Source organism: Streptacidiphilus sp. BW17 (assembly GCF_041262485.1).
Taxonomy (GTDB): Bacteria; Actinomycetota; Actinomycetes; order Streptomycetales; family Streptomycetaceae; genus Streptacidiphilus.
Genome location: NZ_JBGCCR010000047.1, coordinates 16,715 through 34,922, shown reverse-complemented (window position 1 = coordinate 34,922; position 18,208 = coordinate 16,715). Strand labels below are relative to the sequence as shown.

At 70.9% G+C, this 18,208-nt stretch carries 16 protein-coding genes and 1 other RNA gene; 13 read left to right on the top strand and 4 right to left on the bottom strand.

Going from position 1 to position 18,208, the window contains the following annotated elements:
* Positions 1-69 precede the first annotated feature (69 nt).
* Positions 70-264 carry a hypothetical protein gene (locus tag ABH940_RS34480; protein WP_370067932.1) on the bottom strand — a complete coding sequence of 65 codons (195 nt, stop codon included), beginning with the start codon at positions 262-264 and terminating at the stop codon, positions 70-72.
* A gap of 282 nt (positions 265-546) precedes the next feature.
* Between ABH940_RS34480 and ftsE the strand changes: the two genes are divergently transcribed.
* The 5 genes from ftsE to ssrA all read left to right on the top strand — a co-directional run bounded on the left by ftsE (position 547) and on the right by ssrA (position 4,507).
* The gene (gene ftsE, locus ABH940_RS34475; RefSeq protein ID WP_370067930.1) at positions 547-1,236 is read left to right on the top strand and encodes a cell division ATP-binding protein FtsE; all 690 of its coding nucleotides are present in this window, start codon (positions 547-549) and stop codon (positions 1,234-1,236) included.
* A 15-nt stretch (positions 1,237-1,251) separates the two neighbouring features.
* Complete coding sequence (gene ftsX / locus ABH940_RS34470; RefSeq protein WP_370067928.1) at positions 1,252-2,172, top strand: permease-like cell division protein FtsX; 921 nt, start codon at positions 1,252-1,254, stop codon at positions 2,170-2,172.
* Between the two features lie 118 nt (positions 2,173-2,290).
* Positions 2,291-3,451 (top strand): S41 family peptidase, encoded by a 1,161-nt coding sequence (locus tag ABH940_RS34465; RefSeq protein WP_370067926.1) that lies wholly within the window; start codon positions 2,291-2,293, stop codon positions 3,449-3,451.
* A 70-nt stretch (positions 3,452-3,521) separates the two neighbouring features.
* Complete coding sequence (smpB, locus tag ABH940_RS34460) at positions 3,522-4,016, top strand: SsrA-binding protein SmpB (RefSeq protein WP_370067924.1); 495 nt, start codon at positions 3,522-3,524, stop codon at positions 4,014-4,016.
* A 122-nt stretch (positions 4,017-4,138) separates the two neighbouring features.
* Positions 4,139-4,507: a transfer-messenger RNA gene (gene ssrA / locus ABH940_RS34455) on the top strand.
* A 59-nt stretch (positions 4,508-4,566) separates the two neighbouring features.
* On the opposite strand, the gene ABH940_RS34450 is transcribed toward ssrA, so the two are convergent.
* The gene (locus ABH940_RS34450) at positions 4,567-5,136 is read right to left on the bottom strand and encodes a flavoprotein (RefSeq protein ID WP_370107078.1); all 570 of its coding nucleotides are present in this window, start codon (positions 5,134-5,136) and stop codon (positions 4,567-4,569) included.
* Positions 5,137-5,224: 88 nt separating this feature from the next.
* Positions 5,225-6,460: an FAD-dependent oxidoreductase gene (locus tag ABH940_RS34445; RefSeq protein WP_370107077.1), complete on the bottom strand. Its 1,236-nt coding sequence runs from the start codon at positions 6,458-6,460 to the stop codon at positions 5,225-5,227.
* A 127-nt stretch (positions 6,461-6,587) separates the two neighbouring features.
* Here ABH940_RS34445 and ABH940_RS34440 point away from each other — a divergent pair, with 127 nt between their 5' ends.
* The 5 genes from ABH940_RS34440 (at position 6,588) to ABH940_RS34420 (ending at position 13,678) form a co-directional block, all read left to right on the top strand.
* The gene (locus tag ABH940_RS34440; protein ID WP_370107076.1) at positions 6,588-7,724 is read left to right on the top strand and encodes a winged helix DNA-binding domain-containing protein; all 1,137 of its coding nucleotides are present in this window, start codon (positions 6,588-6,590) and stop codon (positions 7,722-7,724) included.
* A gap of 173 nt (positions 7,725-7,897) precedes the next feature.
* On the top strand, positions 7,898-10,192 hold the full coding sequence (locus ABH940_RS34435) for a UvrD-helicase domain-containing protein (protein ID WP_370067972.1): 2,295 nt from the start codon (positions 7,898-7,900) through the stop codon (positions 10,190-10,192).
* A gap of 489 nt (positions 10,193-10,681) precedes the next feature.
* Entirely contained in the window at positions 10,682-12,127 is a 1,446-nt protein-coding gene (locus tag ABH940_RS34430) for an NAD-dependent malic enzyme (protein ID WP_370067916.1), read from the top strand.
* Between the two features lie 399 nt (positions 12,128-12,526).
* Positions 12,527-12,808: an HU family DNA-binding protein gene (locus tag ABH940_RS34425; protein WP_196197630.1), complete on the top strand. Its 282-nt coding sequence runs from the start codon at positions 12,527-12,529 to the stop codon at positions 12,806-12,808.
* A gap of 96 nt (positions 12,809-12,904) precedes the next feature.
* On the top strand, positions 12,905-13,678 hold the full coding sequence (locus ABH940_RS34420; protein ID WP_370107075.1) for a GNAT family N-acetyltransferase: 774 nt from the start codon (positions 12,905-12,907) through the stop codon (positions 13,676-13,678).
* 86 nt (positions 13,679-13,764) lie between these two features.
* Here ABH940_RS34420 and murA read toward each other — a convergent pair whose 3' ends face one another.
* Entirely contained in the window at positions 13,765-15,096 is a 1,332-nt protein-coding gene (gene murA / locus ABH940_RS34415; RefSeq protein ID WP_370067911.1) for a UDP-N-acetylglucosamine 1-carboxyvinyltransferase, read from the bottom strand.
* Positions 15,097-15,379: 283 nt separating this feature from the next.
* Here murA and ABH940_RS34410 point away from each other — a divergent pair, with 283 nt between their 5' ends.
* From ABH940_RS34410 to ABH940_RS34400, 3 genes are all read left to right on the top strand, one after another.
* Positions 15,380-15,958 (top strand): YqgE/AlgH family protein, encoded by a 579-nt coding sequence (locus ABH940_RS34410; protein WP_370067909.1) that lies wholly within the window; start codon positions 15,380-15,382, stop codon positions 15,956-15,958.
* Positions 15,959-16,019: 61 nt separating this feature from the next.
* Entirely contained in the window at positions 16,020-16,319 is a 300-nt protein-coding gene (locus ABH940_RS34405; RefSeq protein WP_370067907.1) for a DUF3039 domain-containing protein, read from the top strand.
* A gap of 131 nt (positions 16,320-16,450) precedes the next feature.
* Complete coding sequence (locus ABH940_RS34400; RefSeq protein ID WP_370067905.1) at positions 16,451-18,091, top strand: beta-N-acetylhexosaminidase; 1,641 nt, start codon at positions 16,451-16,453, stop codon at positions 18,089-18,091.
* Positions 18,092-18,208 lie beyond the last annotated feature (117 nt).

Sequence of the window (18,208 nt, the reverse complement as noted above, 5' to 3'; positions counted from 1 at the left end):
CGTCGGAACCCGGGCCCTTTGCTGTGTTTCGGTCTGCTGTGTATCGGTGTAGGGGTGTATCGGTCGCCCTCAGGCGAAGGCGTGCCGCGCTATCAGCACGCATGCCACCAGCGCCGCCACCAGCGCGATCACGGCGGCGGGGGACAGGGAGGCGAAGAGCCCCTGCTGCTGCAACATGCGCTGTCGGCTCGCCCGGCAGGTCGGGCAACGGCCCTCGCTCACGGGACCCGAGCAGTTGGCGCACACCAGACGGTCGAGCGTCATCGCGATCTCCTCCTCCGATGTGCACAACGCACCACCTGGTCCGGGTGGTTCCCTCCACTGTGCCACGTCACTCGCGATCCAGCGTGATTCCGGTCTTTCCCCTGGTGGCCGTCCGTGATCAACCACATACGCAGGCGGATTTTGCCTGATGGATTGTCCTTGAATGTCCGCTACTGTCCGTGAACTCCCCCACCTTTCGCGGTGTGAACCTGCGGGTCCGCATCGGCTTCGCGTAAGGTCGGCCGAGCCCTGTCCGCCTACACTGCCCACCGTGATGCAGCCGTGATCCGATTCGACAACGTATCCAAGACCTATCCGAAGCAGAACCGTCCGGCGCTGGACAACGTCTCGCTCGAGATCGAGAAGGGTGAGTTCGTCTTCCTCGTCGGTTCCTCCGGCTCGGGAAAGTCGACCTTCCTGCGCCTGATTCTGCGCGAGGAGCGTCCGAGCACCGGAAGTGTGCACGTGCTCGGCAAGGACCTGGCCAAGCTGTCCAACTGGAAGGTGCCGCACATGCGCCGCCAGTTGGGCACCGTGTTCCAGGACTTCCGCCTTCTCCCCAACAAGACCGTGGGCCAGAACGTCGCGTTCGCCCTCGAAGTCATCGGCAAGCCCCGCGGGACCATCAAGAAGGTCGTCCCCGAGGTCCTCGAACTGGTCGGCCTGGCCGGCAAGCAGGACCGCATGCCCGGTGAGCTCTCCGGTGGTGAGCAGCAGCGTGTGGCCATCGCCCGCGCCTTCGTGAACCGCCCGATGCTCCTGATCGCGGACGAGCCGACCGGAAACCTCGACCCGCAGAACTCCGTCGGCATCATGAAGCTGCTGGACCGGATCAACCGGACCGGCACCACCGTGCTGATGGCGACCCACGACCAGGCGATCGTCGACCAGATGCGCAAGCGCGTCATCGAGCTGGACCAAGGTCACCTGGTCCGCGACCAGTCCCGTGGCGTCTACGGCTACCAGCACTGATTAGAGGACCTGTCCATGCGAGCCCAATTCGTCATGTCGGAGATCTGGATCGGTCTCCGACGCAACCTGACGATGACCATCGCCGTGATCGTGAGTGTGGCCCTGTCACTCACCCTCGCCGGTGCGGCCATGCTGCTGAACTCCCAGGTCAGCCAGATGAAGGGGTACTGGGGCGACAAGGTCGAGGTCTCGATCTACTTCTGCAACCACGACAACACGACCAACCTGCAGAAGACGCCCAACTGCGCCTCCGGCGTGGCGACCCAGGCGGAGATCAACCAGGTCCACGCGAACCTGGACAAGAACTCCCTGGTGCAGACGGTCTACACGGAGACGCAGCAGCAGGCGCTGGTCAACTTCAAGGCCCAGTTCCCGGATTCGCCGCTCTCTCCGTACATCAACGCTGACGCGTTCAACAACGCGCTGCGCGTCAAGCTGACCAACCCTCAGGACTACGACCAGATCGCCGGTCTGGTCGCGGGCCAGCCCGGCGTGGCCTCCGTCGACGACCAGAGCGCCGTGCTCAAGCCGCTGTTCAACCTGATGGACACCGGCCAGTGGGTCGCGGTCGTGGTGATGGTCGTCATGCTCGGCGTGACGCTGCTGCTGATCGTCAACACCGTTCGTGTGTCGGCGTTCAGCCGTAAGCGCGAGACCGGCATCATGCGACTGGTCGGCGCCTCCAACTACTACGTGCAGATGCCGTTCATCGCGGAGGCGGCCTTCGCCGCCGTGGTGGGCGCGGTCCTTGCCTCCGGCATGCTGGCGATCGGCAAGTACGTGCTGATCGACATGGTGCTGAAGAAGCAGATCACCCTGATCAGCTTCATCGGTTGGGGTCCGGTGGTCCAGGTCATGCCACTGCTGCTGGTGATCGGTGTCGGCATGTCCTCGTTGGCGGCCTTCCTCACGCTGCAGAAGTACCTGAAGGTCTGACGGACCGACAACTCTGCTGATCACCCCATACGAAAAGCCCCGGAACGCGTACTGCGTCCGGGGCTTTTCGTCGTCTTCGGGCATGTCGCCCGAGCCCGCACCTCTAGACTCTTCGTCCATGTCACCAACTCGTCGCGTACTACGGCTCCAGCTGACGCTGGGGCTGGTGTTCGTGACGGTGTGCGCGGTGGGTGTCGGGACCGGTGCGTGGGGGAGCGAGGGACGGTCGACGACGTCGGTCGCCGCGGCCGCTCCGTCGTCACACAGAGCAGACAGCTCCGACAACTCCGACGGCTCGGGAGCCTCCGGAGCTGCGGACCGGTGGGCCGCCGACTACACCGCGCAGCAGTTCGCCGCCTACAGCCAGGAGTTGGACGGTCACTACGTCGGCGTCGGGCTCTGGGTGGCCCGCTCGCCGCAGGGCGAGGTGAGCGTGACCCGGACGCTTCCGGGAGGCCCCGCCGCGCTCGGCGGTGTCCGCGCGGGCGAGCGGCTGCTCGCGGTCGGCGGCACCCCGGTGACCGGGCTGCCCGTCACCGAGGTGGTCGGCCTGCTGCGCGGCGGTGCGTCCGACGCGGTCGGCTCGCCGGTCGTGCTGCGGCTCCAGGAGGGCCCCACGAGTACGTCCAGGGCGGTGGATGCGACGCTGCACCGGGCCCTGTTGGACGAGGACGACGTCCACGTCGACCACCCGGCGCGCGGCGTCACCCGGATCAGCATGGACGCCTTCACCCTCGGTGTCTCCGAACAGGTCCAGGCCGCCGTACGGCAGTTGGAGCTGCATCCGGCGACGGACGGGCGCGGCATCCTGCTCGACCTGCGCGGCAACTCCGGTGGCCTGGTCAGCGAGGCGGTCGCCACGGCGTCCGTATTCCTGGACGGCGGACCGGTCGCCCGCTACCAGTCAGGCGGCGGCGCGCCGCAGCAGGTGCTGCAGGCCGCGTCCGGCGGCGACACCTCGACGCCGTTGGTGGTGCTGGTCGACAGCGGCACGATGAGCGCCGCCGAACTCGTCACCGGCGCGCTCCAGGACCGCGGTCGCGCGGTCGTGGTCGGCAGGCCCACCTTCGGCAAGGGTGCTGTGCAGCAGCCGCAGACCCTCTCCGACGGCGTGGTGCAGGAGCGCACGGTCGGCAACTACCTCACCCCCTCCGGCCACTCGCCGGACGGCCAGGGCATCCAGCCCGACGTCGAGGTCCCGACCGACGCCACCCCGCAGGCTGCGGAGAGCACTGCCCTGACTGTCCTGGACGACCTCTCCGACATGGACAGCCAGTAGGGCCTCCTGTACGGGCTCCGGAAAACGCCCGTGCCCGGAGCGGGTACGAAGTGCGAGAATGGCCCGCACTATGGCGAAGAAGAAAGACGACCCGCGCAACAAGCTCATCGCCTCCAACAAGAAGGCGCGGCACGACTACAACATCATCGACGAGTACGAGTGCGGCATGGTGCTGACGGGCACCGAGGTCAAGTCACTCCGCGCCGGCCGCGCCTCCCTGGTGGATGGCTTCGCCGACGTGACCAGCGGCGAGGCGTGGCTGCACAACGTGCACATCATGGAGTACGCCCAGGGCACCTGGACCAACCACGCCGCGCGGCGCAAGCGCAAGCTGCTGCTGCACAAGTGGGAGATCGACAAGCTCGACCAGAAGCTGAAGGAGACCGGCTACACCCTGGTGCCGCTCTCCATCTACTTCAAGGACGGCCGGGCCAAGGTCAGCATCGCCCTCGCCCAGGGCAAGAAGCAGCACGACAAGCGGCAGACGCTCCGCGAGAAGCAGGACCGCAGGGAGACGGACCGCGCCGTGGCCGCGGCACGCCGCCGTCAGCGGGCCCAGGGTTAATGAACTGGACCTTGCCAGTCGCTGCGCCGTAGCATGGACAGCGTTCCGCAGGGTCTCCCCGGACCAGGTGGGACGGCAACGGCGAAAGCCGGTGCTTTGACAACTGAACAGCACCCTTGCATGGGGGTGATCGGTTTCGACTGGGGATGTCGAGCCAGGAGAAGCGAGCCGAGGAACGCGGCAATGATCTCGTAAACCACGTGTCGCAAAACATAATCGCCAACACCAAGCGCGATACCTTCGCCCTCGCCGCCTGAGCGAGCATCGAAGGAGTCAGACCGGGCGCGTCTCCGTCCCGGATCCTGGCTTAATCTAGGAGACTCCACCGTTCGGCCCGGTCGCGGGGGCGCACGGAACACTAAACAGTGACTGAGCCCGTCGGGAGCTTGTCTGCGTGACTCCCGGGGCCGAGAAAAGCACAGCAGACTGCGCTCGGAGAAGCCCTGGTTCCGCACCACAGGACGCGGGTTCGATTCCCGCCACCTCCACCGATTCCCATGTGAACAGAGAGCCGCCCGGTCCGCCGGGCGGCTCTCTGCGTTTATGGCGTTCATGCCGTTCCGGTACGCGCTGCCTGGAGGCTGGCGTAGGCGGCGCGGGCCTCGGCGAGGCCCAGCGGCCAGTCGAAGCCCGGGGTGTCGTCCTGGCCCGGGGCGGTGACCGAGAGCGGGTCCGGGGTGGGGATGCGGGCGCCGGCGGCGCGGAGGGTGTCCAGGGAGCGGGCGTACTGCGGGTGTGCGGCGAGGGCCGCGTTGACGCAGGGGAGGGCGACGGTCGGGATGCCGCGGCCGAGCGCCTCGGCGGCGTAGCCGAGGACGAAGGAGTCGGTCAGGCCGAGGGCCCAGCGGTTGATCGAGTTGAAGGTGGCCGGGGCGAGCAGCACCACGTCCGCGGTGGGCCAGACGTCGGGCTCGCCGGGCAGCTTGTAGTGGGCGCGCACGGGGTGCCCGGTCAGCGCCTCCAGACCGGGAAGGTAGGGGTGGAGCCAGCCGGCCGCGGTCGGGGTGAGTCCGAGGCAGACCTGCCAGCCGTCGGCCTGGGCGCGTTCCACGGCGACAGCGATGTTCAGTACGGGTTGCGCACCGGTGCCGAGGAGATAGAGGGTGGGGTCTCCTGTCATGGCTCCACCCAACATCGCGATCGGTGGATCTTGCAAGTGATTCACCGATCGGCCCCAGGGTGTACCCAAACCGTCCTGAACTGCCTGTTCAGGCCACCGGTGCGGCGAAGTCGATCGGGTGGACGTACTGCCAGGCCGACTTCTCCGGCTTCATCACTCTGAACATCAGCGGCAGCAGCGCGTCCCTGACCACCCGTCCGACCGGGCCCGCGGCCTTGCGGGCGTTGGTGCGGGCGGTCGCCTTCATGATCCGCTCCACCCGGGGCCGGCGCAGCTGCTCGTAGGCGACCAGCGCCCGGTCGACCGGGAGGTCGCGCAGGCAGCGGGCGAGCTGCACCGCGCTCTCGATCGCCAGCGACGCGCCCTGGCCCGAGCTGGACGACGGCGCGTGCACCGCGTCGCCGACCAGCACGATCCGGCCGCGGCTCCAGTTCGGGACCGGCGGCATGAACTCCATACTGCCCGCGAAGATCAGCGCCTCCGGGTCGGTCCGCTCCAGCAGCCGGACGGCCGGGCTGGCGTCCTCGCGGAAGAGCTCGACCATCGTCCGGAGCCAGAACTCCGCGCCCTTCGCGCGCTGTTCGGCCACGGTGACCGGCATCGGGCTGGGGAGGTTGACGAACCAGAGGCAGCGGCCGTCCTCGAAGACCTGCCAGCCGAGGAAGGCCCGCTTGCCGAACGACATCCGCATCTTGCCGCCGGTGTCCGGCAGGCCGCTGTCCTCGACCCAGGCGCCGAAGCTGTGCGTGCCCGCGTACTGCGCCTCGGGGGCGGCGGGGTCGATCAGCCGCCGGACCGTGGAGTGGATGCCGTCCGCGCCGATCAGCAGGTCGGCCGTGGCGGTGGTGCCGTCCGCGAAACGTGCCGTGACCTGGGTGCCGTCGTCGACCGCGTCGACCAGGCGGCGGCCGGTCAGCGTGGTGACGCCGCCCGCCTCGGCCGCGTCGTTCAGCACCCGGTAGAGGTCGGAGCGCTCCACGAACCGCTGCGGCGGGATGCCCGGCAGATTGCCGAACTCGCCGAGCTGCCTGCCGTTCCAGCTCTCGATGATCATGCCCTCCATCGGCGTGCTGACGGCGCGGACCGCGTTGCCGATGCCGACTGCGTCCAGCGCCTGGAGGCCGTTGGGGGCGAAGCCCATGCCGCCGCCGACGCCGTCGGCGGTTCCGGCGTAGGCCTCGCAGACGGTGGCGCGGATGCCGACCTGCTGCAGGGCGGTCGCGACGACGGGGCCGGCGATGCCGCCCCCGATGACCAGTGCGGTGCGGACCCGCTGCTGCGGAGCGGTGTCCGTGGGGTGCTGGGTGGTGGTCGTCTCGTCCATGAGTTGATAGTTGCATTGCAACTAGTCTTGAGTCAACTAGTCAGATTGGGTCTATCGAGGCGGCGCGCGGCGTGGAGATCGGTGTAGTGCGCTCCGAGGGAGGGGGTGGCTGCCTAGGCTGGGTCCCATGGCGACCCTCCGCGCACTCGACCGCCGGGCTCTGAACCGTGCTCTGATGGAGCGTCAGTTCCTGCTGTCGCGCGTGCACAGGACGCCGCTCGACGTGATCGGGAGGCTGGTCGGCCTGCAGTCGCAGATCCCGCTCAACCCCTACACCGCGCTCTGGTCCCGGATCGCCGGGTTCGACCCCGCCGAGGCCTCCGCGCTGCTGGCCGAGCGGCGCACCGTCCGGCTTTCGACGCTGCGGGGGACGATCCACCTGCACGACGTCGACGACGCGCTCACCCTGCGCGCCTTCACACAGCCGGTGCACGACGCCACCCCGTTCGGCGAGCGGGCGGTCTTCCGCGGCCCGCTGGCCGGGGTCGAGCCCGAGGCGCTCTGGGCCGCCGCCCGTGAGCTGCTGGACGCCGGACCGCTGACGCCCGCCAAGCTGGGCGCGGCGCTGGCCGAGCGGTTCCCGGGCTGCGAACCCGCCGCGCTCGGCACGGCCGTCCGCTACAAGTTCTCGCTGGTCCAGGTCACCCCGCGCGGCGAGTGGGGCCGCAGCCGGGCGGCCACCCTCGCCACCGTCGAGTCCTGGCTCGGCCGCCCCCAGCAGCGGCCCGACGTCGAGGCGATCGTGCTGCGCTACCTCGCCGCCTTCGGGCCCGCGAGCGTCCAGGACGCGCAGAGCTGGAGCGGGGTGACCCGGCTCGGCGAGGTCTTCGAGCTCTTGCGGCCACGGCTCGCGGTCTTCGCCGACGCGGTGACCGGCCGGGAGCTGTTCGACCTTCCCGACGCGCCGCGTCCCGACCCGGAGACCCCCGCGCCGCCGCGCTTCCTGCCGGACTACGACAACGTGCTGATCGGGCATGCCGACCGCAGCCGGGTCCTTGCCGAGCGCGATCGGGCCGAGCTGTTCGCCCGCGGCAACGGCTACCGTCCCGCGCTGCTGGTGGACGGGCGGCTCGGCGGCGCGTGGTCGTACACCAGGCCGAAGCGGAAGGGCGAACCGGCCGCACTGGAGATCGAACTGTTCGCCCGGCAGTCGGCGGCCGTGCGTGAACGGATCGAGGCCGAGGCCGCTGAGCTGCTGACTTTCCTCGCACCCGACGCGACCGAGCGGACCGTGGCCCTCCACCCGAGCGCCCGGAGGGCGTAGGATCAACAGTTCCCTTTTTCAGGGAGCGCAGCGCCCACGTTGGACCACAGGGGATCTCATTGGCCTCGCCCACGCAGCACACGACCGATCACACGGCCGACCACAGACCCGACCGCGTCCACGACCGCGGCCCCACGGCGGCGGAGACGCCCGAGGGGTCCGGGACGCCCGCATTGTCCGGGACGCCCGCAGCGTCCGAGGAGGGGGTTCTCGACCACGAGATCGCGGTCGAGCAGGCCCACCTCGACACGGTCTACCAGCGGCTCGGCGAGAAGCTGGCCGAGGCCGAGTTCATCCTGGACGACGCCAACCGCAAGTTCCTGGCCGGGACGCCGGGCGCGCTCGCCGAGCGTGACGCCCAGGCCTACCAGGCTGGACGTCATCTCCAGCGACTCACCAACGAGTTCGAGGACTTCCTCTTCGGCCGGATCGACCTCCAGGCGCCGGACCGCCCCGAGGAGGACGGTTTCCCCTCGCAGACCCCGCTCGACCCGGCCGACCCGGACATCGCGGAGACCCTGCACATCGGCCGTCTCGGCGTACTCGACGCCGAGTACGGTCCGCTGGTGATCGACTGGCGTGCGCCCGCCGCCGCGCCCTTCTACCAGGCCACCCCGCGTCGGCCCGGCCGGGTGGTGCGCCGCCGGGTGATCCGCTCGCGCGGGCGCAAGGTGCTCGGCGTCGAGGACGACCTGCTCCGCCCCGACCTGGAGCCGCGCCTTGCCGGGCGGCCGATCACCGTCGTCGGCGACGGCGCGCTGATGGCGACGCTCGGCCGGGCCCGCGGTCACTCGATGCGCGACATCGTCTCCTCGATCCAGCAGGAGCAGGACGAGGTGATCCGCGCCCAGGCGGCCGGGGCCACCCTGGTCACCGGTGGTCCGGGCACCGGCAAGACCGCCGTCGCCCTGCACCGTGCCGCCTACCTGCTCTACCACGACCGCCGCCGGTACGCGGGCGGCATCCTGGTGGTCAGCCCGACGCCGCTGCTCGTCTCCTACACCGAGGGAGTGCTGCCCGCGCTGGGCGAGGAGGGCCAGGTCGCCATCCGCGCCATCGGCAGCCTCGTCGACGGCGAGCAGGCCGACCGCTACGACATCCCGGAGACCGCCCGGCTCAAGGGCTCCTCCCGGATGGTCGCGCTGCTGCGCCGCGCCGCGCGCGCCGCGCTCGACGGCCAGGACACCCCCACCGAGCTGCGCGTCGTCGCCATGGGCGAGGTGCTCAAGCTGGACGCCGCCGCCCTGCACGGACTGCGCCGCACCGTGCTCGGCGGCAACACGCCCGTCAACCTGCTCCGGCCGCGTGCCCGGCGGGCGCTGCTCGACGCGCTCTGGACCCAGCTGCGGCGCGGCCGGCCGACCCCCGTCGACCGCTACGAGCGCGAGGAGGCGCAGCGGCAGCGGGAGAGCTTCGAGGAGTACGTCACCGACGAGGACGCCTTCCTCGACTTCCTGGACGCCTGGTGGCCCGCGCTGACGCCGCGTGCGGTGCTGGCCGCCCTCGCCGACCAGCGCCGTCTCGGCGGCCTGGCCCGTGGCGCCTTCACCCGCGCGGAGCTACGGCTGCTGGTCGACTCCTGGCGGCATCTGGACCGGCGCGGTCGCGGCGGCGTCAGCGTGGCCGACGTGGCGCTGCTGGACGAGCTCCAGGTGCAGCTCGGCGAGCCGTACCGGGCGCGGGTGCGCGAGGTCGACCCGACCGAACTGCTCACCGGTCTGGACGAGGTCACCACCTACGGCGACCGCCAGCGCCGCGAGCAGGAGCAGCGCGCCGTGGCCGCGGCCGAGCGTCGCGACTACGCCCACGTCATCGTCGACGAGGCCCAGGACCTGACGCCGATGCAGTGGCGGATGGTCGGCCGCCGCGCCCGCAACGCGACCTGGACCATCGTCGGCGACCCGGCCCAGTCGTCCTGGATCGACCCGGCCGAGGCACAGGCCGCGATGGACGAGACCCTCGGGTCGAAGCCGCGGCGGCGCTTCACGCTGACCACCAACTACCGCAACCCGGCCGAGATCGCCGAGGTCGCGTCGCGGATCCTGGCCCAGGCCGCGCCCGGCATCGAGCCGCCCGTCGCGGTCCGCTCGACCGGCGTCGCCCCGCGCTTCGCGGCGGTCGCGGACGAGGAAGCGATGGGCGAGGCGGCGCGCACGGAGGTGGCGCGGCTGCTGGACGAGGTCGCGGGCACCGTCGGCATCGTTGTCCCGATGGAGCGCCGCGAGGAGGCGCGCGGGTGGATCGCGGGCCTGGGTGAGCGCGCAGTCGCGCTGGGCAGCCTGGAGGCCAAGGGCCTGGAGTACGACGCCACCGTGGTCGCCGACCCGTCCGGCATCGCGGGGGAGTCGGAGGCGGGTCTGCGGGTGCTCTACGTGGCCCTGACCCGCGCGACGCAGCGGCTGACCGTGCTGAGCGGCCCGCTCGACCTGCCGAACTCGGCCGGCGTCCCGGCGCTGCTGCACGGCTGACGCTGCGTCAGACTGCCGGGCGGCGGGCCGCCGGGGTCGGCGGAAGACGCAGTTCGGGCCCCCTACCGAATCGGTAGGGGGCCCGAACTGACTGAGCGTCTGATACGGCACCGACCCGCCATGCTCGCCTCGCGGCAAGTGGTCGCTCGAAGCGACGAAGGTTGGGCCCGGGGGCTTGGATCGAGCCGGTGCCGTACAGCCAGAGTAACAAAGGTCCCCCGGAACGCATTCCCCTCTTCCACATCTGTCCTGAAGTGCCTCCGTTCCGAACTCGGCGCGAACTCTCGGCGGGGCGCCGCCCCGGACGGCCGGGATCGGCAGCGGCGCAGGCAGGATGGTCTGTGGAAGCCGCGCGCGGCGGCCGGAGTATCTCAGGCTTCGTCCGCGCTGCGGAACAATATTTCCGCCTACCGGCAAGTAGGTGGGACGATCGGGACGACTCATCCACAGCACGGTTGAAGCAGCGGGTACAGGAAGAAGGCAACGTCGATGGCGGCGGTCCCCAGTGTGTCCAACTCGATCACGGTGCGGCTGGAGGTCCCGGCCCGCGGCAACGCGGTGAGCCAGATCACCACGTCCGTGGAGTCCTCCGGCGGGACCGTGACCGGTCTCGACGTGACGGCGTCCGGCCTTGAGGCGCTCCGGATCGACGTCACCATCGCGGCCGTCTCGGTCGCCCACGCCGACGAGATCGTCGAGAAGCTCCGCACCATCGAGGGCATCTCCATCGGCAAGGTCTCCGACCGCACCTTCCTGATGCACCTCGGCGGCAAGATCGAGATGTCCAGCAAGCTGCCGATCCGCAACCGTGACGACCTGTCCATGATCTACACGCCGGGCGTCGCCCGCGTCTGCATGGCCATCGCCGAGAACCCCGAGGACGCGCGCCGCCTCACCATCAAGCGCAACAGCGTCGCCGTGGTCACCGACGGCTCCGCGGTGCTGGGCCTCGGCAACATCGGCCCGATGGCCGCGCTCCCGGTCATGGAGGGCAAGGCGGCCCTGTTCAAGCGGTTCGCCGGGATCGACGCCTGGCCGATCTGCCTGGACACCCAGGACAGCGACGAGATCGTGGCCATCGTCAAGGCGATCGCCCCCGGCTTCGCGGGCATCAACCTGGAGGACATCTCCGCCCCGCGCTGCTTCGAGATCGAGGCGCGGCTGCGCGAGGCGCTGGACATCCCGGTCTTCCACGACGACCAGCACGGCACCGCGATCGTCGTCCTCGCCGCGCTGATGAACGCGCTGCAGGTGGTCGGCAAGCACATCGGTGACGTGCGCGTGGTCATGTCGGGCGCGGGCGCGGCCGGCACGGCGATCCTGAAGCTGCTGATGGCGGCGGGCGTGCAACACGCCACGGTCGCGGACGTGAAGGGCGTGGTCCACCTGGGCCGCGACGACCTCAACGACTCGCTCCGCTGGATCGCCGAGAACACCAACCGCAGCAACCGCACCGGCTCCCTGAGGGAGGCCGTGCGCGGTGCGGACGTCTTCATCGGTGTCTCCGCGCCGAACGTCCTCGACGGCGACGACATCGCGGCGATGGCGGAGGACGCGATCGTCTTCGCCCTGGCCAACCCCGACCCGGAGGTCGACCCGGCCGTGGCCCGCCAGACGGCCGCGGTCGTCGCCACCGGGCGCAGCGACTTCCCGAACCAGATCAACAACGTGCTGGTCTTCCCAGGCGTCTTCCGCGGCCTGCTGGACGCGCAGAGCCGCACGGTCAACACCGAGATGATGCTGGCCGCGTCGCGTGCGCTCGCCGGGACGGTGGGCGCGGACGAGGTCAACGCCAACTACATCATCCCGAGCGTCTTCCACCCGGACGTCGCGAAGACGGTCGCGGCGGCGGTGCGGGAAGCTGCGCACGAGGCGGGCTCGGCGCAGGCTCCGGCGGTGACGGAGACCGGGGCGATCCCGGTGGTCAACGGCTGACAGGCAGGTGCACCGCTCAGGGAGCGCGGGGTACTACGCGCCGAGCCATCCGCGCAGGTGGCAGGCCGAACGCGCAGGGCCGCGAGACAGAGCCGTTTCACGTTTGGGGACTACGCACAGCAACCGATACGGTGGCCCCGGCGCGTCGGTTCCGAAAGGTGTGGAATCGTCCGCTTAGAGTGTCCGGCGAGAGTCCGGGCGGCGTGTTCGTTGGCGCTGTTCGTGTGACTCTCAAGGGTGCCGGATTCGCTTTCCCGGCGGGAATGGGGGCAGGATTCGTGCTCAGCACACCCCTCGCCTGCTGGGACGTCACCTAGGTGGCGCTCGGCTCGGCAGCCGAGGTGGCGGTCCTCCGGGGCAGCCGAGGATCGCAACGCGACAGACCACAATGGAGTACACATGAACCGCAGTGAGCTGGTGGCCGCGCTCTCGGAGCGCGCCGAGGTGACCCGCAAGGACGCGGACGCCGTCCTGGCCGCCTTCGCCGAGGTCGTCGGCGACGTCGTCGCCAAGGGCGACGAGAAGGTCACCATCCCCGGCTTCCTGACCTTCGAGCGCACCCACCGTGCCGCCCGTACCGCCCGCAACCCGCAGACCGGTGACCCGATCCAGATCGCGGCCGGTTACAGCGTCAAGGTGTCGGCGGGCTCCAAGCTCAAGGAGGCCGCCAAGGGCAAGTAAGCCCTGGGCGTCAGACACCACGAGCCGGTCACTCCGCGTCAGCGGGGCGGCCGGCTCGCGGCGTTCCCACGGGACACCCCGGTGCATACTGAGCGGATGTCAGCCGAGCAGCAGTTCGACCGGGCCACCGCCTTCCTCGCCGGGTTCGCACGCCGGCAGGCGGCTGTGTGCAAGGACTTCGAGGGCGGCTTCGCGGTGCGCGACCCGGCCTACGCGGGGTCGCACGAGCACAACCAGCTGGTGGTCGACGGCACCCCCGACCCCGCCGATCTGACCGCGCACGCGGACGCGCTGCTGGACGGTCTGGGCCACCGTCGGATCCTCGTCCTCTCCGAGGCCCACGGGGAGGCCTGTGCGGGGCCGCTGACGGCCGCCGGATACGCGTACGGGACCGAGGTGGTGATGATCCACCAGGGCCCGCGTCCGGAGCCTGCACGGGCCGCCGAGGAGCTCACGCTGGACGAGGTGCGTCCGGCGCTGACCCGGCAGACGCGCGTCTGGATGCCGCACCAGGCCGAGGAGACTGTCCGTCACCTCGTGGACCGACGGACGGCGCGGCTGCGCGGCGCGGACGAGGTGGTCCTCCTGGGCGTCCGGGACGAGCCGGGCGGGGAGGTCGCCTCCTGGGCGGACCTCTACCGGGACCTCGGGCACGACCACGTCGCGCAGTTCGAGGACCTGGTCACGGCCGACGAGTACACCCGGCGCGGGTACGCCGACGCCGTCCTCGCCACCGCCCTGCACCGGGCTTCTGCCGCGGACCTGTTCTTCCTGCTCGCCGAACCCGACGACTGGCCGCGGCACTGGTACGCCCGGCGCGGCTTCGTCCCGGTGGGCCGGGTGCACGTGTTCACCCGCTACCGCGTCTGAAAGCCGTCTGAAAGTCAGGGGAAAGCACGACGCGCCGCCCGGAGCCGGGCGGCGCGTCGTGTGCGTGCGGGGGAGCGGAGCGGCCGTCAGGCCGCCTCGCCCGGGAGCTCGATGTCCGCGCCGAGCGCGCGGAGCTTGGCCATGAAGTTCTCGTAGCCCCGGTTGATCAGGTCGATCCCGTGCACCTGCGAGGTGCCCTGCGCCGCCAGCGCGGCGATCAGGTAGGAGAAGCCGCCGCGCAGGTCGGGGATGACCAGCTCGGCGCCCTGGAGCTTGGAGGGGCCGGAGACGACCGCCGAGTGCAGGAAGTTGCGGCGGCCGAAGCGGCACGGCGTGCCGCCCAGGCACTCGCGGTAGAGCTGGATGTGCGCGCCCATCTGGTTCAGCGCCGAGGTGAAGCCGAGCCGCGACTCGTAGACCGTCTCGTGGACGATGGAGAGGCCCGACGCCTGGGTCAGCGCGACGACCAGCGGCTGCTGCCAGTCGGTCTGGAAGCCGGGGTGCACGTCGGTCTCCAGGGCGATGGCCTTGAGCTCGCCGCCCGGGTGCCAGAAGCGGATGCCCCCGTCGTCCACCGCGAAGGCGCCGCCGACCTTCCGGAAGGTGTTGAGGAAGGTCATCATCTCCAGCTGGCGCGCGCCGTGGACGTAGATGTCCCCGCCGGTGGCCAGCGCCGCGCAGGCCCAGGAGGCCGCCTCCAGGCGGTCCGGCAGGGCGCGGTGGTTGTAGCCGCCCAGACGGTCGACGCCGGTGATCAGGATGGTCCGGTCGGTGCCCATCGAGATGATCGCGCCCATCTTCTGCAGCACGCAGATGAGGTCCACGATCTCCGGCTCGATCGCCGCGTTGGCCAGCTCGGTGACGCCCTCCGCGAGGACGGCCGTGAGCAGCACCTGCTCGGTCGCGCCGACCGAGGGGTAGGGCAGCTCGATCTTGCAGCCGCGCAGCCGCTGCGGGGCGTTGAGCACGGTGCCCTGCGGGTGCTTCTCGATGACCGCGCCGAACTGCCGCAGCACGTCGAAGTGGAAGTCCACCGGACGTCCGCCGATGTCGCAGCCGCCCAGGCCCGGGATGAAGGCGTGGCCGAGACGGTGCAGCAGCGGGCCGCAGAAGAGGATCGGGATCCGGGACGAGCCCGCGTGGGCGTCGATGTCGGCGACGTTGGCGCTCTCCACATGCGTGGGGTCGAGGACCAGCTCGCCGTCCTCCTCGCCCGGGCGCACGATGACTCCGTGCAGCTGGAGCAGGCCGCGGACCACCTTGACGTCGCGGATGTCCGGCACGTTGCGGAGCCGACTGGGCTCATGGCCCAGCAGCGCGGCCACCATGGCCTTGGGCACGAGGTTTTTGGCGCCGCGGACGCGGATCTCGCCCTCGAGCGGTGTACCGCCGTGGACGATCAGGACATCGTCGGTCATGTTCTCGCGATCCTGGGGTGGTCGTGGAGCTCATATGGACAGGAAAGTGCACAAGGGTGCAGGCACTCTGAGAGATGGTAGTGGTCACCGGAGTGGTTCCTTGCTGTCGTGGAATCCCTGTGAAGACGCCGCGTCGCTGGCCGGGGTGCGTGTGGGCGGTGCTATCGGCTCGGGGCCCCTGTGGGCAAGGTCTCAGGCGAACGGTCCCGCGCCCCTCGAAGGAGCCCTCACGCGCCCTCCGAGGGACGTGTTCGAATGCCCGGAGCGCCTCAGGTGCGGGATCATGTCTGCCATGACGGAGCCCGTCCTGCTCACCGGCCGCCTCCTGGTGGCGACGCCCGCGCTGACCGACCCGAACTTCGACCGGGCCGTGGTGCTGCTGCTGGACCACGATGCCGAGGGCAGTCTCGGGGTGGTGCTGAACCGGCCGACGCCGGTGGAGGTCGGCGCGGTGCTCGACGTCTGGGCGGACCTCGCGGGCGAGCCCGCGGTGGTGTTCCAGGGCGGTCCTGTCGGGCTGGACTCCGCGCTGGCCCTGGCGGTGGTGCCGGGGGAGCAGGGGGACGACGGAGTGCTCGGCTGGCGGCGGGTCCACGGCGCGATCGGGCTGGTCGACCTGGAGGCCCCGCCGGAGCTGCTGGCCGCCGAGCTGGGCGGGCTCCGCGTCTTCGCCGGTTACGCGGGCTGGGCCCCGGGCCAGCTGGAGGACGAACTGATGGAGGGCGCCTGGTACCTGGTGGACTCCGAGCCGGGCGACGTCTCCTTCCCGGATCCGGAGCGGTTGTGGCGCGCGGTGCTGCGCCGGCAGCGGGGCGAGCTGGCCCTGGTGGCGACCTACCCGGACGACCCGACGCTGAACTGAGCCGACACGGGCACCGGCGGCCCGCTCCCGCGTCGTCGGACACCGCCTAGACTTGACCGGCATGAGCACCCTTGAACCCGAGCGCGGCCTCGGAACCGGCACTCTGATCGAGGAGGTCCCGCAGACCTCCCACGGCGACGGCGACCACGAGCGCTTCGCGCACTACGCCGACAAGAACAAGATCATGGAGAGCGCCCTCTCCGGCACCCCGGTCGTCGCGCTCTGCGGCAAGGTCTGGGTGCCCAGCCGCGACCCCAAGAAGTACCCGGTCTGCCCGCTCTGCAAGGAGATCTGGGAGGGTATGGAGGCCGGTGGCGGCGACAAGGGCGGCAAGGACGGTAAGGGCGGCAAGGGCAAGTAGGCCCCGCCCGGCCGGGTGGAGTCCGACCCGCGAAGGCCGGTGAAGGGCTGCCGCGGAAGCCGGTAAGGGCTCCTGACAATCGGCCGTCGGGCACCTGTTCCGGGTGGCGGCGGCGCGGCAGGATGGGCGCCATGCACCTACTCCCCGCGCCGCTGTCTCTTGCCCAGCCCGCCGCTACGGGCGCGTTTCCGCTGACGCCCGGCACCGCCCTGGACGCCGCTCCCGGCGCCGAGGCGGTGACCGCCTGGCTGCGTGCCGAGCTCGGCGCGGCCACCGGCCTGCCGCTGCTGCCCTCCGCCGCCTCCACCGTGGTCGAGGGCGCCGGCATCCGCCTCGCCCTCGACGACGAGCTGGAGGCCGAGGGCTACCGCCTCACCGTCGACGCCGACGGAGTCCGGCTGGACGGCGGCAGCGCGGCGGGGCTGTTCTGGGGTGCCCAGACGCTGCGCCAGCTGCTGGGCGCGGACGCGTACCGCCGCTCGCCGGTCCGGGGCAAGGACGAGGCGGGCTGGGCCCTGCCGCACGTCACGGTCCACGACGCGCCGCGCTTCGGCTGGCGCGGGGTGCTGCTGGACGTCGCCCGGCACTTCCTGCCCAAGGCGGACGTGCTGCGCTACGTCGACCTGCTCGCCGCGCACAAGCTCAACGTGCTGCACCTGCACCTGACCGACGACCAGGGCTGGCGCGTCGAGATCACCCGCTACCCCCGGCTGACCGAGGTCGGCTCCTGGCGCGAACGCTCGATGGTCGGCTTCCGCGACGGCAACCGCCGCGACGACCGCCCGCACGGCGGCTTCTACACCCAGGCCGACCTGCGCGAGATCGTCGCCTACGCCGCGGCCCGGCAGATCACCGTGGTGCCCGAGATCGACATCCCCGGCCACTCGCAGGCCGCCATCGCCGCCTACCCCGAGCTGGGCAACCACGACGTCGTCGACACCGCGCAGCTGAGCACCTGGACCGACTGGGGTGTCAACCCCAACGTGCTGAACGTCGAGGACGCGACGCTGCGCTTCTACGAGAACGTTCTTACCGAAGTCCTGGAGATCTTCCCGAGCACGTTCGTCCACCTCGGCGGCGACGAGTGCCCCAAGGAGCAGTGGCGTGCCGGCGCGTCCGCCCAGGCCCGGATCAAGCAGGAGGGCCTGGCCGACGAGGACGAGCTGCAGAGCTGGTTCATCCGCCACTTCGACCGCTGGCTCGCCGAGCGCGGTCGGCGGCTGATCGGCTGGGACGAGATCCTCGAAGGCGGGCTGGCGCCGGGCGCGGCGGTGTCGTCCTGGCGCGGCTACACCGGCGGAATCGCCGCCGCCCAGGCGGGACATGACGTCGTGATGTGTCCGGAGGAGTACGTCTACCTGGACCATCGCGAGTCCGGCAGCCCCGACGAGCCAGTCCCGGTCGGCTACGTCCGCACGCTGGAGGACGTCTACCGGTTCGAGCCGCTGCCGCCACAGCTGCGTCAGGACGCGGAGGCCGCCCGGCACGTGATCGGCACTCAGGCGAACCTGTGGACCGAGTTCATGGACGACGTCCGCGAGGTCGACTACCACGCCTTCCCGAGGCTGGCCGCCTTCGCCGAGGTCGCCTGGTCCGATCTGCCGCGTGAGCCCGCGGCGCGGGACTACGCCGGGTTCGCCGCGCGGATGGAGACCCACCGGGCCCGCCTCGACGCGCTCGGCGTCGAGTACCGGCCCGCCGACGGCCCGCGCCCCTGGCAGCGCCGCCCCGGCGTGCTGGGACGCCCCCACGACGCGACGCCCGAGGGGTGACCCGCCGGCCTGGGCCTGGCTCCAAGCCCCCGGCGGCCGTGTCAGGCGGGCCGGGCCCGGCGGGAGTTCGATGGACGGGCCCGGCGGGAGTTTGACGACAGGGCCTAGCACCCCAGG

Coding starts and splice junctions, on each gene's coding strand:
- ABH940_RS34480 (WP_370067932.1), bottom strand. CDS start 264: ATGACGCTCGACCGTCTGGTGTGCGCCAACTGCTCGGGTCCCGTGAGC.
- ftsX (WP_370067928.1), top strand. CDS start 1,252: ATGCGAGCCCAATTCGTCATGTCGGAGATCTGGATCGGTCTCCGACGC.
- ABH940_RS34465 (WP_370067926.1), top strand. CDS start 2,291: ATGTCACCAACTCGTCGCGTACTACGGCTCCAGCTGACGCTGGGGCTG.
- smpB (WP_370067924.1), top strand. CDS start 3,522: ATGGCGAAGAAGAAAGACGACCCGCGCAACAAGCTCATCGCCTCCAAC.
- ABH940_RS34450 (WP_370107078.1), bottom strand. CDS start 5,136: ATGACAGGAGACCCCACCCTCTATCTCCTCGGCACCGGTGCGCAACCC.
- ABH940_RS34445 (WP_370107077.1), bottom strand. CDS start 6,460: ATGGACGAGACGACCACCACCCAGCACCCCACGGACACCGCTCCGCAG.
- ABH940_RS34440 (WP_370107076.1), top strand. CDS start 6,588: ATGGCGACCCTCCGCGCACTCGACCGCCGGGCTCTGAACCGTGCTCTG.
- ABH940_RS34430 (WP_370067916.1), top strand. CDS start 10,682: ATGGCGGCGGTCCCCAGTGTGTCCAACTCGATCACGGTGCGGCTGGAG.
- ABH940_RS34425 (WP_196197630.1), top strand. CDS start 12,527: ATGAACCGCAGTGAGCTGGTGGCCGCGCTCTCGGAGCGCGCCGAGGTG.
- ABH940_RS34420 (WP_370107075.1), top strand. CDS start 12,905: ATGTCAGCCGAGCAGCAGTTCGACCGGGCCACCGCCTTCCTCGCCGGG.
- murA (WP_370067911.1), bottom strand. CDS start 15,096: ATGACCGACGATGTCCTGATCGTCCACGGCGGTACACCGCTCGAGGGC.
- ABH940_RS34410 (WP_370067909.1), top strand. CDS start 15,380: ATGTCTGCCATGACGGAGCCCGTCCTGCTCACCGGCCGCCTCCTGGTG.
- ABH940_RS34405 (WP_370067907.1), top strand. CDS start 16,020: ATGAGCACCCTTGAACCCGAGCGCGGCCTCGGAACCGGCACTCTGATC.
- ABH940_RS34400 (WP_370067905.1), top strand. CDS start 16,451: ATGCACCTACTCCCCGCGCCGCTGTCTCTTGCCCAGCCCGCCGCTACG.